The sequence below is a fragment of the Cupriavidus sp. GW822-FHT03E04 genome, assembly GCF_058801495.1.
On record NZ_JBXANI010000034.1, the window covers coordinates 295 to 15,954 of the forward strand.

The window sequence follows — 15,660 nt, forward strand, 5'->3', positions numbered from 1 at the left end:
TGTCGTATGGCTCTTGGGTGCAAGCGCCAACACCGTTCAAACAAACGGCGCCACCCACCACCCACTATCCAATGACCCATTTAATCATTTGATCCATCCACCAATCCCCACCCCAATCAAGTAACCACCCCGCTTATTGCGCCGCATGCGCCCGCAATCCCTTCCCCCTCCTACTTCTAACCCCCTTCCTTGTTGCAACGCCGCAGCCTTGCGAAGTCACACCTGGCTCCCCGCAAACCGCCACCCGGCGCGGCCTTTGATCATTTGATCAAATTCCACCATCCACTTCATCAATTGATTGAGCCGCGGCGCACGCGCAGTTCCGGGTAAACGCGAAACCCAGCGCGGCCCGAATCCCGACGCGCCTTGTGGCGCCGTCGTTTGCGCCAGCTGGCACGCTCTTCGCAATAGAGGCCATACAGCCCACGCGAAGGAGCAGCGTCATGATCAACCAGTCGGTCCCCTTGTTTGAAGCCTCGCCCCGGTTCGTCCGCGTTGATGGCCGCACGCCCGAGGGCTTTGTGCAGTTCGCGTTCAGCGTGGCGGACCCCGAGCTCAATGTCGAGCTGATCATGCCCGAGCCGATGTTCGAGGCCTTCTGCAGCGTCAACCACGTGCGCTTCCTGCCGCCGGAGATCCCCGCGCCCGATCAGGACGACTGAGCACGGCCAGCCCCCACGCACCGGACCACCCACCGAACCACGCACAGAACCACGCACAGAACCACCCACATAAAAACAGCAAGACCCAGGAGACCAAGCGATGCAAGTCGATATCAAGACCCAGCAGATCCAGCCGCTGCGCCAGACCTACGGCCATGTGGCGCGCCGCTTTGGCGACAAGCCCGCCTCGCGCTACCAGGAGGCCACCTACGATGTGCAGTCGGAAGTGAATTTTCACTACCGCCCGACCTGGGACTCGCAACACGAGATCTACGACAAGCGCCGCACCGCGATCGTGATGGCGGACTGGTACGCGCTCAAGGACCCGCGCCAGTACTTCTACGGCGCCTACGTGACGGCGCGCGGCCGCCAGCAGGACGCCACCGAGAAGAGCTTTGCCTTCGTGGAAAAGCGCGGGCTGCTGCAGGCGTTGCCCGCCGAATGGCAGGACCGCCTGGCCGACGGCCTGCTGCCGCTGCGCCATGTGGAGTGGGGCGCCAACATGAACAACTTCTATTGCGCCGACTACGGCTGGGGCACGGCCATCACCCAGGCCTGCACCTACTGCGCGATGGATCGCCTGGGCATTGCCCAGTACCTGTCGCGCATCGGCATGCTGCTCGACGGCAACACCGGTGTGGCGCTGGAGCGCGCCAAGGTAGCCTGGATGGAGAGCGCCGCGTGGCAGCCGATGCGCCGGCTGGTCGAGCGCAGCTTTGTGATCGAGGACTGGTTCGAGACCTTCGTTACCCAGAACCTCGTGCTCGACGGGCTGCTGTATCCGCTGGTGTACCAGCACGCCGACGCGGCCATCGTGCGCGCCTGCGGCACCGGGCTGGCGGTGCTGACCGAGTTCATGAACGACTGGCGCGAGGAGCACGCACGCTGGGTCGACGCCGTGATCCAGACCGCCGCGGCAGAGTCCGATGCCAATCGGTTGCTGCTGTCCGGCTGGGCTCGCGCCGCACGCGCGCAGGTGGCCGAGGCGCTGGTGCCGGTGGCCGACACCTTGCTGGGCGAGGGCGGCGAGCAGGTGGTGGCGCTGTGCGTGGAGCAGTTCGACGCGCGTCTTAACAAGCTTGGCCTTGCCGCCTGAGGAAACCGCCATGACCGCCAACGTCTATATCGCGCTGCAGAGCAACGACGACACCCGTCCCATCATCGAGGCCATCACCGAGGCCAACCCACACGCGGTGGTGTCGCAGTTTCCCGCCATGGTGAAGATCGACGCGCCGGGACACCTGACCATCCTGCGCGAACTGGTCTCCGACAAGCTCGGGCGCGACTGGAACCTGCAGGAGATCCACCTGAACCTGATTTCGCTGTCGGGAAACATCGACGAAGACGACGACGCCTTCACCCTGCACTGGAACGCCTGAATCGGCCCGCCCACAGCAAAAACAACGGAGACAGACAACATGGACGCACGCAAGAAGCTCAACCTGCGCGAGAAGTACGCGACGATGACGCGCGACCTCGGCTGGGAAACCACCTACGAGCCGATGGACAAGGTTTTTCCCTACGACAAGTACGAAGGCATCAAGATCCACGACTGGGATAAATGGGAAGACCCGTTCCGCATGACCATGGACGCCTACTGGAAATACCAGTCGGAAAAGGAGCGCAAGCTGTACGCGATCATCGATTCGTTCGTGCAGAACAACGGCCACCTCAACGTCTCGGACCCGCGCTACCTGAACGCGCTGCGCCTGTTCCTGACCGGCGTGACGCCGCTGGAGTACGCGGCGCACCGCGGCTATGCCCACCTCGGGCGGCACTTTCGCGGCGCCGGCGCGCGGGTGGCGGCGCAGATGCAGTCGATCGACGAGCTGCGCCACGCCCAGACCCAGATGCACACGCTGTCGGTCTACAACAAGTACTTCAACGGCTTCGGCGAATGGCAGCACATGCATGACCGGGTCTGGTACCTGTCCGTGCCCAAGTCCTATTTCGAAGACGCCATGAGCGCGGGCCCGTTCGAGTTCATCACCGCGATCTCGTTCTCCTTCGAATATGTGCTGACCAACCTGCTGTTTATGCCCTTCATGTCGGGTGCGGCCTACAACGGCGACATGGCCACGGTGACCTTCGGCTTCTCGGCGCAGTCCGACGAATCGCGCCATATGACGCTGGGCCTGGAAGTGGTGAAGTTCCTGTGCCAGCAGGACCCGGACAATATCCCCATCCTGCAGAAGTGGCTGGACAAATGGTTCTGGCGCGGCTTTCGCCTGCTTACGCTGGTCGGCATGATGATGGACTACATGCTGCCCAAGCGCGTGATGTCGTGGGCGGAAGCCTGGGAGATGTACTTCGAGCAGGCCGGCGGCGCGCTGTTCAAGGACCTGGAGCGCTACGGCCTGCGCATGCCCAAGTACCACGAGGTGGCCACCAAGACCAAGGACCGCATCACCCACGAGGCCTGGGGCACCTTCTACAACTACGCTGCCGCGGCCGGCTTCCATACCTGGGTGCCCAAGCAGGACGAAATGGCCTGGCTGACGGAGAAATATCCCGACACCTTCGCGCGCTACTACAAGCCGCGCCTCGATTACTGGCAGGAGCGCCAGCAGCAAGGGGAGCGCTTCTACAACGCCACGCTGCCGATGCTGTGCCAGACCTGCCAGATCCCGATGGTGTTTTCGGAGCCGGACGACCCCACCCAGACCTGCTACCGGGAGAGCAGCTACCACGGCATGCGGTTCCACTTCTGCTCGGACGGCTGCAAGGACATCTTCGACGGCGAGCCGCAGAAGTACGCGCAGGCCTGGTTGCCCGTGCACCAGATCTACCAGGGCAACTGCGGCGGTGGAGCGCTGGACGACGTGCTCAAGTGGTACCGCATCAACCCTGGCGCGGACAACCTGGATTTCGAAGGTTCGCAGGATCAGAAGAACTGGAACGCCTGGAAGGGCGTGCCGGGCACGGCTGCCTGAGCAGCCGGCAGACAAGAGATAAGGAGACCACCATGTCCGTCGTATCCATTGGCCCCTACGCGTTCGAGCCCGCCGACCGCGAAGCGGTGTTCCACGGCAACCGCCTGCTCTATATCGGCTGGGACCGCCACCTGCTGTTCTGTGCGCCGCATTGCCTTCCCTTGCCGCCGTCGATGCGCCTGCGCGATGTCGTGGAGAACGTGCTGCCGGGCGTCTACGGCTATCACCCCGACTTTGCCCGCATCGACTGGAGCCGCGTGGAGTGGCTGCGCGGCGGCGAGCCCTGGCAGCCAGACCTTGACCGCACGCTGGAAGAGAACGGCCTGGGCCACAAGGCGGTGATCCGGTTCCGCACACCGGGGCTGGATGGCATTGGCGGCAGTGGCAGCTAACAGTGGCAGCTAAGGTAGGAGACACAAGATGTATTCCCTGACCATTGAACCGATCGGGCAGACCATCCCCATCGCGCCGGGCCAGACCGTGCTGGATGCTTGCCTGCGCAACGGCGTGTGGCTGCCGCACGCCTGCTGCCACGGGCTGTGCGCCACCTGCAAGGTGCAGGTGGTGGAGGGCGAGTTCGAGCATGGAGAGGCCTCCAGCTTCGCGCTGATGGACTTCGAGCGCGACAGCGGGCAGTGCCTGGCCTGCTGCGCCACCGCGCAGTCCGACATGGTGATCGAGGCCGATATCGAGGAAGACGCCGACTCGCTCGCACTGCCGCTGGCTGACTATTGTGCCGAGGTGGTGGAGGCCCGCGCGCTGACCCCCACTATCCGCGGCATCTGGCTGCGCGTGAAGGGGGGCGCTGCGGCGGCCTTCCAGGCCGGCCAGTACCTCAACCTGCGCGTGCCGGGCTGCGACCAGCCGCGCGCGTTCTCGCTGGCCAACCGTCCGGGCGACGACGTGGTGGAGTTGCATGTGCGGCGGGTGGAAGGCGGGCAGGCCACCGGCTACCTGCACGATCGGTTGTCGGTGGGTGACGAACTCGGTTTCTCCGCGCCTTACGGCCGCTTCTTCGTGCGCAAGTCAGCGCAAAAGCCGATGCTGTTCCTGGCGGGCGGCTCAGGCTTGTCCAGCCCGCGCGCCATGATCCTGGACATGCTCGCCGCCGGCGAGACCCTGCCGATCACGCTGGTGCAGGGCGCGCGCAACCGCACGGAGCTGTACTACGACGAGGCGTTCCGTGCACTGGCCGGCGCGCATCCCAACTTCCGCTATGTGCCCGCGCTCTCCGACGAACCGGCGGACAGTGGCTGGGATGGCGCGCGCGGCTATGTGCATGACGTCCTGCACGGCCTTTATGCCAATGGCGCTACCGCCGACTTCCGTGGCCACAAGGCCTATCTGTGCGGCCCGCCGCCGATGATCGAAGCCTGCATCCGCACGTTGATGCAGGGCCGGCTGTTCGAGGAGGACATCCACACCGAGAAGTTCATCTCGGCCGGCGACGCACAGAACAGCGCGCGCAGCCCGCTGTTCAAGATCTGATGGAGGGCGCGGCATGCATACCGTCGAGATCGCGGGAAGCGGCCAGTGCTACCCCTGCGCGCCGGAGCAGAACCTGCTGCGCGCCATGGAAGCCCTGGGCAAGCGTGGCATTCCCGCGGGCTGCCGGGGCGGTGGCTGCGGGGTGTGCAAGGTGCGCATCGAGGTTGGCCGCTACCACACCGGCAAGATGAGCCGCGCCTGCCTGTCGGAGGCGGAGGAGGTGAGTGGGGTTGTGCTCGCCTGCAAGGCCTTCCCCGACAGCGATATCCGCCTGCAGCCGGTGGCGTTGCTGCAGCGCTGCCTGGACAAGCAGCGGGCGCGGCAGGAGGCAGCGCAAGCGCAGTTGAACAAGCAGCAATAAATGCAGCAAAAAAAGCAGCAATAAAAGATGGACCAATAACCCCATCATCAAGGAGACAGTCATGGCATTGACAGGCGTATTGCGCCCGGGGCACGTGGCACTGCGCGTGCTGGAACTCGAACCGGCGCTCAAGCACTACACCGAGGTTCTCGGGCTGATCGAAACCGCGCGCGACGACAAGGGCCGCGTCTACCTGAAGGCCTGGGACGAGCACGATCACCACAGTGTGGTCCTGCGCGAGGCCGACAGCCCGGGCATGGACTACATGGGCTTTCGCGTGGATAGCGGCCGCACGCTGGAGCGGCTGGCGCAGGAGGTGGAGCAGTCCGGACTCGCTTCGGACTTCCAGTGGATTCCCGCCGGCGAGCATCCGCGCACCGGCGTGCGCTTTCGCTTCACCATTCCCACGGGACATGCCATCGAGCTCTTTGCCGACAAGGACAAGCTGGGCTGCCTGACCGGCGACAGCAACCCCGACCCGTGGCCGGACGACCTGCGCGGCATGGCGCCCAGCCGCTTCGATCATTGCCTGCTGTACGGCGATGACCTGGATGGCACGGTCAAGCTGTTCCGCGACGTGCTTGGCTTCACGCTGGCCGAGGAGGTGGTCGCCGGCCCCGACAAGATGATGATCGGCGCCTTCCTGACGTGCTCCAACAAGGCGCATGACATCGCCTTCATCCGGCATGCGGAGAAGAACAAGTTCCATCACGCCTCGTTCAACCTGGACAACTGGGGCGAAGTGCTGAAGGCCGCCGACATTATCTCCAAGAAGGACGTGTCGCTCGATATCGGGCCGACGCGCCATGGCATTACACGCGGCGCGACGATCTATTTCTTCGATCCCTCGGGCAACCGGAACGAGGTCTTTTCCGGCGGCTATATCCACTATCCGGACAAGCCGACCATCACATGGACCGACAACGAACTGGGCAGGGCGATCTTCTATCACGACCGCAAGCTGAACGACGCGTTCCTGAATGTACTGACCTGATTCCCGGCGCGACGACTTCTCCGATGCCAAATGTTCGCTCCCCTCTCCCACCGTGTGGGAGAGGGGAGCAAAGCAGGGTAGAGGCGTAGTGAGACGAGACGTCAGGAACCAAATGTTTGCTCCCCTCTCCCGCTTGCGGGAGAGGGGCGGGGGAGAGGGCGGGCGGTGGCAATAGTGAAGGCGCTCACTCCGAGCTAACGCCCACCCTCTCCCCGGTCCCTCTCCCACTGCGTGGGAGAGGGGAGCAAGGCGAAAGGCGAAAGACAGCAAGGCAAAGCGGCGCACCCTGCCGCACCAAGCGAGACAACATGAAAGAGTTCAAGAACTTCATCAACGGCGAATGGGTGGCCACCAATCGCCAGTTCGACGACCGCAACCCGGTCGACAACAGTCTGATCGCCCGTGTGCACGAAGCCGGGCAGGCCGAGGTCGATGCCGCCGTCGCAGCGGCAAAGCAAGCGCTGAGGGGCCCGTGGGGCAAGATGAGCGTGGCGCGGCGCGTCGAGATATTGCACGCGGTGGCCGACGGCATCAACCGCCGCTTCGACGACTTCCTGCAAGCCGAGATCGCCGATACCGGCAAGCCGCACTCCCTCGCTAGCCACATCGATATCCCGCGCGGCGCCGCCAACTTCAAGGTGTTCGCCGACCTGATCAAGAACGTGCCGGCAGAGAGCTTTGCCATGGCCACGCCGGATGGCGGTGAGGCCATCAACTATGCGGTGCGCTCGCCGCGCGGCGTGATCGGCGTGGTGTGCCCGTGGAACCTGCCGCTGCTGCTGATGACCTGGAAGGTAGGCCCGGCGCTGGCGTGCGGCAACACGGTGGTGGTCAAGCCATCCGAGGAAACGCCGGCGACCGCCACGCTGCTCGGGGAGGTCATGAACGAGGCCGGCGTGCCGCCAGGCGTCTACAACGTGATCCATGGTTTCGGCCCGGATTCCGCTGGCGCCTTCCTGACCGCGCATCCGGATGTGAACGGCATCACCTTCACCGGCGAGACGCGTACTGGCGAGGCCATCATGAAGGCGGCTGCCAATGGCGTGCGCCCGGTTTCGTTCGAGCTGGGCGGCAAGAATGCCGGCATCGTGTTCGCCGACGCGGATTTCGACAAGGCTGTGGCCGGCATCACCCGCTCGGCCTTCGAGAACAGCGGCCAGGTCTGCCTGGGCACCGAGCGCGTCTACGTGCAGCGGCCCATCTTCGCGCGCTTCGTCGCGGCGCTCAAGGCCAGGGCCGAGGCCTTGCGCATTGGCAGGCCGAATGACGAGGGCGTCAACATGGGCCCGCTGGTGTCGCTGGAGCACCGCGACAAGGTGCTGTCCTACTACCGCAAGGCGGTGGATGCGGGCGCTACCGTGGTCACCGGCGGGGGGGTGCCTGATATGCCCGGCGCGCTGGCCGAGGGCGCCTGGGTGCAGCCCACCATCTGGACCGGCCTGCCGGAGGACTCGGCGGTGATCCGCGAGGAGATCTTCGGCCCTTGCTGCCATATCGCGCCGTTCGATACCGAGCAAGAGGCCATCCGCCTCGCCAACGACACGCCTTACGGGCTGGCCGCCACCGTGTGGACGTCCGACCTGGGCACCGCGCACCGCATGGGCAGCGCGCTGGAGGTGGGCATCTGCTGGATCAACGCGTGGTTCCTGCGCGACCTGCGCACCGCCTTCGGCGGCGCCAAGCAATCCGGCATCGGCCGCGAGGGCGGGGTGCACTCGCTGGAGTTCTATACCGAGCTGCGCAATGTGTGCGTGAAACTTTGAGGCAGGCCATGAGACCAGAAGACATTGTTGAGATCGGCACGAGCTTGCATCAGGCGCTGGATAAACGGCAAGCCATCGCCCCGCTGACCGAGCGCTATCCCGAACTGTCCATCGACGACGCCTACCGCATCCAGCTGGCTATGGTGCAGCACCGCCTGGACGCCGGCGAGCGCGTGATCGGCAAGAAGATCGGCGTGACCAGCCGGGTGGTGATGGACATGCTCGACGTGCGCCAGCCGGATTTTGGCCACCTGCTGTCCGGCATGGTCTACGGAGACGGCGCCGCCATTGCCGCCGATACGCTGATCGCGCCCAAGGCGGAGGGCGAGATCGCCTTCGTGCTCAAGGAAGACCTGGAAGGTCCCGGCGTGACCAACGCCGATGTGCTGCGCGCCACCGCCTATGTGCTGCCGTGCTTCGAGATCGTCGACTCGCGCATCCGCGACTGGAAGATCCGGATCCAGGACACCGTGGCGGACAACGCATCGTCTGGTGTGTTCGTGCTGGGCGACGCCGCCGTGGACCCGCGCGGCCTTGACCTTGGCACCGTTGGCATGACGCTGGAGAAAAACGGCGAGATCGTCGCCACTGGCGCGGGCGCTGCCGCCCTCGGCCACCCGGCCAACGCCGTGGCGTGGCTGGCCAATACGCTGGGGCGTCTTGGCATGGGGCTGAAGAAGGGCGAGGTGATCCTGTCAGGCTCGCTGGCCGCGATGGTGCCCGTCCAGGCCGGCGACCAGCTTCGCATCAGCCTGGGCGGCATCGGCTCCGCCGGCGTGCGCTTCGTTTGATCGGATTTCATATAGCAGCCCAGGACAACGCCATGCACCTCACCCAGGACACCATCCAGCAGCTCGCCGAGCACCTGGAAAACGCCGAGCGCAACCGCGAGCCGGTGCGCAAGATTACCGACACCCATCCCGATATGGACTGGGATGACGCCTACGCCATCCAGGACGCGATCCGGGCGCGCAAGCAAGCGCGCGGCACCCGCATTGCGGGCCTGAAGATGGGGCTGACCTCGTTTGCCAAGATGCGCCAGATGGGCGTGACCGATCCGGTCTATGGCTTCCTGACCGACTACGGCGCCTGCATGGACGGTGGCGCCATCGATACCGCATCGTTGATCCATCCCAAGGTGGAGGCCGAGATCGCCTTCGTGCTCAAGCATCCGCTCAAGGGGCCGGGCTGCCATATCGGCGACGTGCTGGCCGCCACCGATTTCGTGCTGCCGGCGGTGGAGGTGATCGACTCGCGCTATGAGAACTTCCGCTTCGATCTCAAGAGCGTGATTGCCGACAACACGTCGTCGGCGCGCTTTGTCGTCGGCGGCACGCATCGCAGCGCCGAGGGGATCGATCTGAAGAACCTCGGCGTGGTGCTGGAGAAGAACGGTGAAGTGGTCGCCACCGCTGCCGGCGCAGCCGTGCTCGGCCACCCGGCCAGCAGCGTGGCCATGCTGGCGAACATGCTTGGCGCGCGTGGGCGCGAGCTGCCGGCGGGCACCTTCATCATGACCGGCGGCGTGACCGAGGCCATCGCGGTGGCGGCCGGCGATAACATCACGGTGCGCTACCAGCATCTCGGCACCGTATCGATGCGTTTCGTTTGATGCGCTTCGTTTGATGCGCCCGGCGAGCGTGCTGGTGGCGCGGTACGATGCCACCCACTCAACCCATCCCGCAGGAGTAAAGCCATGCCCATCATGCAAGTGTTTCTGATCGAAGGCCGGACCGAGGAACAAAAGGCTCGCCTGATCAGCGCGCTGACGGACGCCGCCGTGGAATCGATCGGCGCGCCGATCGAGAGCGTGCGCGTGATGATTACCGAGGTGCCCAAGACGCAGTTCGGCATCGCGGGCAAGACAGCGAAGGAACTCGGCCGCTGAGGGAGCGGCATACGGAATGCCTGGCGGCACCCGACCTGGACCGCCCGGGCACGGAGACAACATGGACATGAAAGCAGGCGCCGGCGGCAGCCATCCGCCCGGCAAGCACAAGGTAGCCATTATCGGCTCGGGCAATATCGGCACCGACCTGATGATCAAGGTCATGCGCCACGGCCGGCATCTGGAGATGGGCGCGATGGTCGGCATCGACGCCGCCTCCGACGGCCTGGCACGGGCCGCGCGGCTGGGCGTGCCCACCACGGCCGAGGGCATCGAAGGCCTGGTGAGGATGGCCGGCTTTGGCGATATCCGCATCGCCTTCGACGCCACCTCGGCTGGCGCCCACGCGCATCACAACCAGATCCTGCAGCAGCACGGCATCCAGGTGATCGACCTGACCCCGGCCGCGCTCGGGCCATACGTGGTGCCGGTGGTCAACCTGGACCAGCAGCTCGGTGCCAGCAATATCAATATGGTCACCTGCGGCGGCCAGGCCACCATCCCGATGGTGGCGGCGGTGTCTCGCGTGGCCAAGGTGCACTACGCGGAGATCGTGGCCTCGATCTCCAGCAAGTCCGCCGGGCCGGGCACGCGCGCCAATATCGACGAATTTACCGAGACCACCAGCCGGGCGATCTGCTCGGTGGGCGGCGCGGCGCGCGGCAAGGCCATCATCGTGCTGAATCCGGCCGAGCCGCCGCTGATGATGCGCGACACGGTGTTCACGCTGTCCGAGGACGCCGACGAGGCGGCGATAGAAGCCAGCGTGGAAGCCATGGCGAAGGCGGTGCAGGCCTATGTGCCTGGCTACCGGCTCAAGCAGCGGGTGCAGTTCGAGCGCATCGATCCGGCTGCGCCGTTGAATATCCCGGGGCTGGGGCGGATGAGCGGGCTGAAGACATCGATCTTCCTCGAAGTGGAAGGCGCCGCCCATTACCTGCCGGCTTATGCCGGCAACCTCGACATCATGACCAGCGCCGCGCTCGCCTGCGCCGAGCGTCTGGCGCAAACCCGGCTGGCTGCGTAAGCGGCGCGCTCACGGAGACAAGACATGACCCAGCAAGCCACGCAGAAGAAACTCTATATCTCGGATGTCACGCTGCGCGACGGCAGCCACGCCATCCGCCATCAATACAGCCTGGCCGACGTGCGCCGCATCGCCGCAGCGCTGGACGGCGCCAAGGTGGACTCGATCGAAGTCGCGCATGGCGACGGGCTCGCCGGCTCCAGCTTCAATTACGGCTTCGGCGCGCATACGGACCTTGAGTGGATCGCGGCGGCGGCAGAGACCGTCCGCCATGCCAAGGTCGCCACCTTGCTGCTGCCCGGCGTGGGCACCGTGCACGACCTGCGCGCCGCGTACGATGCCGGCGCGCGCGTGGTGCGGGTTGCCACGCACTGCACCGAGGCGGATGTGTCGCGCCAGCATATCGAGTACGCGCGCGAGCTCGGCATGGACACGGTGGGCTTCCTGATGATGAGCCACATGACCACGCCCGCCGCGCTGGCGCAGCAGGCCAAGCTGATGGAAAGCTACGGCGCCGAGACCGTCTACGTGGTGGATTCCGGTGGCGCGCTCAATATGAACGACGTGCGCGACCGCTTCCGCGCCTTCAAGGACGTGCTGAAGCCGCAGACCCAGACCGGCATGCACGCACACCACAACCTGAGCCTGGGCGTGGCCAACTCCATCGTCGCGGTGGAAGAAGGCTGCGACCGTGTGGACGCGAGCCTGGCCGGCATGGGCGCGGGCGCAGGGAACGCGCCGCTGGAGGTGTTTATCGCCGCCGCCAGCCGGCTCGGGTGGAACCACGGCTGCGATCTCTACACGCTGATGGACGCCGCCGACGAGATCGTGCGGCCGCTGCAGGACCGCCCGGTGCGCGTGGACCGCGAGACCCTCGCGCTGGGCTATGCGGGCGTCTATTCCAGCTTCCTGCGCCACGCGGAGGCAGCCGCCGGGCGCTATGCGCTCAAGACCGTGGATATCCTGGTGGAGCTAGGCCAGCGCCGCATGGTGGGCGGGCAGGAAGACATGATCGTCGACGTGGCGCTGGACCTGGTGGCGCGGCGCGAGGCGGGACAGGCGCGGATCACGGCGTAAGCCCCGCCCAGCCGAAGGGCGGCCGTCCGATCGGGGCACCAGCACTCAAGCCTCCATCGGCTCCTCTTCCCCGCGCGCCATGCGCCGGATCGCCTGCGGCGGTTGCCCGAACGCCCGCAGGAACGCGCGCCGCATGCGCTCGCGGTCGCCAAAGCCGGTCTCCTTGGCCACCACATCGATCGGATGCCGCCCGGACTCCATCATCAGCCGTGCGGCCTCGATGCGCAGGTGCTCCACGGCCTTGGCCGGGGTCTGTCCCGTTTCTTCGCGGAAGGAGCGGCTGAACTGGCGCGGGCTAAGGTGTGCCGCTTGCGCCAGTTGATCGACGGACAATTCGGCGTGCAGGTTCTGACGGGCAAAGGCGAGCGCGGACTGGATGCGATCGGACTTGGGCTCAAGCTCGAGCAGCGCCGAGAACTGCGATTGCCCGCCGGCACGGCGGTGATAGACAACGAGCTTGCGCGCGACAGTGCGCGCGGCTTCGGCGCCGGCGTCTTTCTCGACCAGCGCCAAGGCCAGGTCGATGCAGGCGGTCATGCCGGCAGAGGTCCAGACCGGTCCGTCGATGATGAAGATGCGGTCCTCCTCGACGCTGACCGCGGGATACGTGCGCCGGAACCGGGCGGCGTAAAACCAGTGGGTGGTGGCCCGGCGGCCGTCCAGCAGCCCAGCCTCGGCGAGGTTGAAGGCGCCCGTGCAGGTGGCGCCGATGCGTCGTGTGGCGCGCGCCGCCTTTTGCAGGAAGGCGACCAGGCCGGGTGACGCCGGCTGGATATCGTTGTCGCCCACCACCAGCAGCGTGTCGAACGCGCGGTCGTCGAATGCCTCCGTGGTAACGCAGAAGCCTGCCGAGGTTGGCACCGGCCCGCCTTGCTCGGACAGCAGGTGGACCGCGTAGAGCGGTTTGGCCGAGTTGAGATTGGCGAACTCAAGGACTGTGGTGACGCCCAGGTTCATGACCTGGAAGCCGGGATAAAGGACGATTCCGATACGCAGCATGGCGAACTCCCACAGATGGCATAAAAGGTGGCATCTATGACATTGTTGCCATCGGATTATGCACCTAATCTTCGTTCCGTGGTGGCCGGCAACGGGCCGGCAGCACCGAAATCGGAGAACGGACATGACCGCATCGACAGCAACCTCGACAGCAACCTCGGTTACCTCGGCAACCTCGGGAATCCATTCGCATCAAGGCACCGCCGTGATTACCGGCGCGTCTTCAGGGATCGGCGCCGTCTACGCGGACCGGCTCGCCCGGCGCGGCTACGACCTGATCGTGGTCGCCCGCAACCGCGACAGGCTGGCCACGCTGGCAGAACGCCTGACCAGCGAGACGGGACGTTCCGTGGAGATCGTGACCGCGGATCTTGGCGCCGATGCCGATGTCCGCCGCCTGGAGACACTGCTGCGCACCGACGCCAGCATCACCATGCTGGTCAACAACGCGGGCATCGGCGCGGCGGGGCCGCTGCTCCAGTCCGATGCCGACAAGATGGCGGCGATGATCGCGCTCAACGTCACCGCGCTGACCCGGCTGACCTACGCCGCCGCGCACGGCCTGGTGGCGCGCGGCAAGGGGACGATCATCAACATCGCCTCGATCGTGGCGGTCGCCCCGGAATTGCTCAACGGCGTCTACGGCGGGTCGAAGGCCTTCGTGCTGGCCTTTACGCAATCGCTGCAGCATGAACTGGCGGACAAGGGCGTGCGCGTGCAGGCCGTGCTGCCTGGTGCGATCCGTACGGAGTTCTGGGATGTGGCCGGCCAGCCGGTGGAGAGCCTGCCGCAGGACTGGGTGATGAGCGCGGACGACCTGGTTGACGCGGCCCTGTCCGGGCTGGACCAGGGCGAGGTGGTGACGCTGCCGTCGCTGCCGGACGCAGCGGACTGGCACGCCTTCGAGACCGCCCGCGCGGCGCTGGGGCCGAACCTGTCGCGCAGCGTGCCGGCGGCGCGCTTCAGGGCCGCCTGAAAGGCGATCGCTTCAGAATGCACGATAGATAAGCTCTCGGGAGCCCGGCCAGAAGCTGGCCGGCGCTCGGCAAAGGCTTGATCCATCTGGTGTGGCCGCCGGTCGGAAGGTGTTGTCGGTGAAATTTTTACCGCTCTCCGGCTCTGGCTGAGTTGGTCATTTGGGCTAGCTTGCGCACTGAGTTTGTCAAAACTAGTTCAGTGGACGCTGCTGGTTCATTTGCATTGTAGGCAAGCAGCCTCTTGTCTATCAGTCTGTTAATTTGCCACCAGTGAATTATGTCTTTTTCAATTGAATCTGCACTGAGAAGGAAGACCACGGACGTAATGGAACCCCAAGGGTTCCTGACGATCTGTAGACGGGCGCCACGCGCCATTTCTCGTAGGATTTCACCGCTCCGCATTTTGAAATTACCAATAGAAATGTGCTTTTTTAGTCTCGGTGTTCATGTTGCCTGAAGCAGGGTTGTGCATCCGATGATAGACAGAGCCTGTGGGTAGCAACTGACGGCTAAGAGCAAGGTTGGGGACGGCGGCCCGCCGATCGGAACGCTCAGCGTAGAGGAAACCATGGCGCCAAAGCTGACAAAAACTGACAGTTGCACGCAGCAGCGTGAATGGCGGCACCGGGGGGCGACAAGGACGGCTAGCAGGCGTGGGTGATGCGGGATCTGCGTGGGATCTGCTAGGTGCCTTGAGGGAGTGCGCGGCACGCCACCAGCAGGGCTAGTGCGCGGCATTTCGTCGCTCGACGACTGCGACGCGCCACTCAAGACCATTCAAGTGATCGATTAGGTATCAGAAAATTTGTGAGATTTTGGTGCTCATATCAGATTTTTTGTCGAAAAATTTCCAGGAAGACCCGGCCAATATCGGAGGAAAACCTTTTATTTGGCTTGCCGTGCGGCAGAATGTGCCCACTAAGGACCGCCCGCATACAATCATTAAAAGTGATGAATGTAATCAAAAAACTATATTAGAACTAATACCGTAATCTCACTAAGCTCCTGTTCGACGTTGCATGTCCCCGGCGGATTCGCCTGTCGGGGCCGACGCGCAGAACGGAGTCAGGAATGAGGCAGAACGATGCCGGCGGCATGACCGGCGCGACACTGGAGACAGCGGTAGCGGGTGTTCGCCGTGTGCCGCGTGGCATCTCCCCGTGCCGGCCCGCAGCGGCGGCCATCCACCTTGAATCCGCAGCGGCCGGCGCGGCCGCGCGCCAGCGTCACGTCGGCCGCTCGATGCAGCGGCTCGAGGATGCCGCGATCCTCACCGGCCGTGGCCGCTATGGCGCCGACCTGGCAGCCTGGTCGCGCTCCTTCGTGGTGGGGGTGAAGGCGCCGATGGTGCAATGGGCGCTGGCCATGGACCGCGTGCGCTATGTGGGTGAGCCAATCCCGATGTGCAAACAACGGACTCGAGCGCCCGTCGCGGGAAAACCGCACACCGGGTTCGGAGGCAGGGGACGGCGCTCGCCGTTTCCTGGCGCG

15 protein-coding genes and 2 pseudogenes are annotated in these 15,660 nt (G+C 65.1%); 16 read left to right on the plus strand and 1 reads right to left on the minus strand.

Features of this window, described 5'->3' with window-relative positions; genetic code table 11:
* Positions 1-443: 443 nt before the first annotated feature.
* The 14 genes and pseudogenes from AC1RQC_RS34740 to dmpG all read left to right on the plus strand — a co-directional run bounded on the left by AC1RQC_RS34740 (position 444) and on the right by dmpG (position 12,193).
* On the plus strand, positions 444-662 hold the full coding sequence (locus AC1RQC_RS34740) for a phenol hydroxylase subunit (protein ID WP_150987093.1): 219 nt from the start codon (positions 444-446) through the stop codon (positions 660-662).
* A 100-nt stretch (positions 663-762) separates the two neighbouring features.
* Positions 763-1,758 carry an aromatic/alkene monooxygenase hydroxylase subunit beta gene (locus tag AC1RQC_RS34745; protein ID WP_492828130.1) on the plus strand — a complete coding sequence of 332 codons (996 nt, stop codon included), beginning with the start codon at positions 763-765 and terminating at the stop codon, positions 1,756-1,758.
* A gap of 10 nt (positions 1,759-1,768) precedes the next feature.
* Positions 1,769-2,041: an MmoB/DmpM family protein gene (locus AC1RQC_RS34750; RefSeq protein ID WP_492375385.1), complete on the plus strand. Its 273-nt coding sequence runs from the start codon at positions 1,769-1,771 to the stop codon at positions 2,039-2,041.
* A 39-nt stretch (positions 2,042-2,080) separates the two neighbouring features.
* Entirely contained in the window at positions 2,081-3,595 is a 1,515-nt protein-coding gene (locus AC1RQC_RS34755) for an aromatic/alkene/methane monooxygenase hydroxylase/oxygenase subunit alpha (RefSeq protein ID WP_492828128.1), read from the plus strand.
* Positions 3,596-3,627: 32 nt separating this feature from the next.
* A complete protein-coding gene (locus AC1RQC_RS34760; RefSeq protein WP_492886042.1) occupies positions 3,628-3,987 on the plus strand; it encodes a phenol hydroxylase subunit P4 in 360 nt (119 codons plus the stop codon).
* Between the two features lie 28 nt (positions 3,988-4,015).
* Positions 4,016-5,083 carry an NADH:ubiquinone reductase (Na(+)-transporting) subunit F gene (locus AC1RQC_RS34765; RefSeq protein ID WP_492886044.1) on the plus strand — a complete coding sequence of 356 codons (1,068 nt, stop codon included), beginning with the start codon at positions 4,016-4,018 and terminating at the stop codon, positions 5,081-5,083.
* A gap of 13 nt (positions 5,084-5,096) precedes the next feature.
* Entirely contained in the window at positions 5,097-5,444 is a 348-nt protein-coding gene (locus AC1RQC_RS34770; RefSeq protein ID WP_492375383.1) for a 2Fe-2S iron-sulfur cluster binding domain-containing protein, read from the plus strand.
* Positions 5,445-5,505: 61 nt separating this feature from the next.
* The gene (locus AC1RQC_RS34775; protein WP_174423991.1) at positions 5,506-6,438 is read left to right on the plus strand and encodes a catechol 2,3-dioxygenase; all 933 of its coding nucleotides are present in this window, start codon (positions 5,506-5,508) and stop codon (positions 6,436-6,438) included.
* A 308-nt stretch (positions 6,439-6,746) separates the two neighbouring features.
* A complete protein-coding gene (locus tag AC1RQC_RS34780) occupies positions 6,747-8,201 on the plus strand; it encodes a 2-hydroxymuconic semialdehyde dehydrogenase (protein ID WP_492828124.1) in 1,455 nt (484 codons plus the stop codon).
* 8 nt (positions 8,202-8,209) lie between these two features.
* A complete protein-coding gene (dmpE, locus tag AC1RQC_RS34785; protein WP_492812521.1) occupies positions 8,210-8,992 on the plus strand; it encodes a 2-oxopent-4-enoate hydratase in 783 nt (260 codons plus the stop codon).
* Between the two features lie 32 nt (positions 8,993-9,024).
* Positions 9,025-9,813: a 2-oxo-3-hexenedioate decarboxylase gene (gene dmpH / locus AC1RQC_RS34790; RefSeq protein ID WP_416053213.1), complete on the plus strand. Its 789-nt coding sequence runs from the start codon at positions 9,025-9,027 to the stop codon at positions 9,811-9,813.
* Positions 9,814-9,891: 78 nt separating this feature from the next.
* Positions 9,892-10,089: pseudogene (thmT, locus tag AC1RQC_RS34795) on the plus strand (2-hydroxymuconate tautomerase); the annotation flags it as partial.
* 61 nt (positions 10,090-10,150) lie between these two features.
* Positions 10,151-11,116: an acetaldehyde dehydrogenase (acetylating) gene (locus AC1RQC_RS34800; RefSeq protein ID WP_492828120.1), complete on the plus strand. Its 966-nt coding sequence runs from the start codon at positions 10,151-10,153 to the stop codon at positions 11,114-11,116.
* Between the two features lie 24 nt (positions 11,117-11,140).
* Positions 11,141-12,193, plus strand: a complete 1,053-nt coding sequence (gene dmpG / locus AC1RQC_RS34805) for a 4-hydroxy-2-oxovalerate aldolase (RefSeq protein ID WP_492375378.1) — start codon at positions 11,141-11,143, stop codon at positions 12,191-12,193.
* 45 nt (positions 12,194-12,238) lie between these two features.
* Here the strand turns inward: dmpG and AC1RQC_RS34810 are convergent, their stop codons facing one another.
* A complete protein-coding gene (locus AC1RQC_RS34810) occupies positions 12,239-13,192 on the minus strand; it encodes a GlxA family transcriptional regulator (RefSeq protein WP_492375377.1) in 954 nt (317 codons plus the stop codon).
* A gap of 124 nt (positions 13,193-13,316) precedes the next feature.
* Here AC1RQC_RS34810 and AC1RQC_RS34815 point away from each other — a divergent pair, with 124 nt between their 5' ends.
* Together AC1RQC_RS34815 and AC1RQC_RS34820 are read left to right on the plus strand one after the other, a co-directional pair.
* Positions 13,317-14,168: an SDR family NAD(P)-dependent oxidoreductase gene (locus tag AC1RQC_RS34815; protein WP_492828118.1), complete on the plus strand. Its 852-nt coding sequence runs from the start codon at positions 13,317-13,319 to the stop codon at positions 14,166-14,168.
* Positions 14,169-15,351: 1,183 nt separating this feature from the next.
* Positions 15,352-15,594 (plus strand): annotated as a pseudogene (locus tag AC1RQC_RS34820) (hypothetical protein); the annotation flags it as partial.
* Between the last annotated feature and the right edge of the window lie 66 nt (positions 15,595-15,660).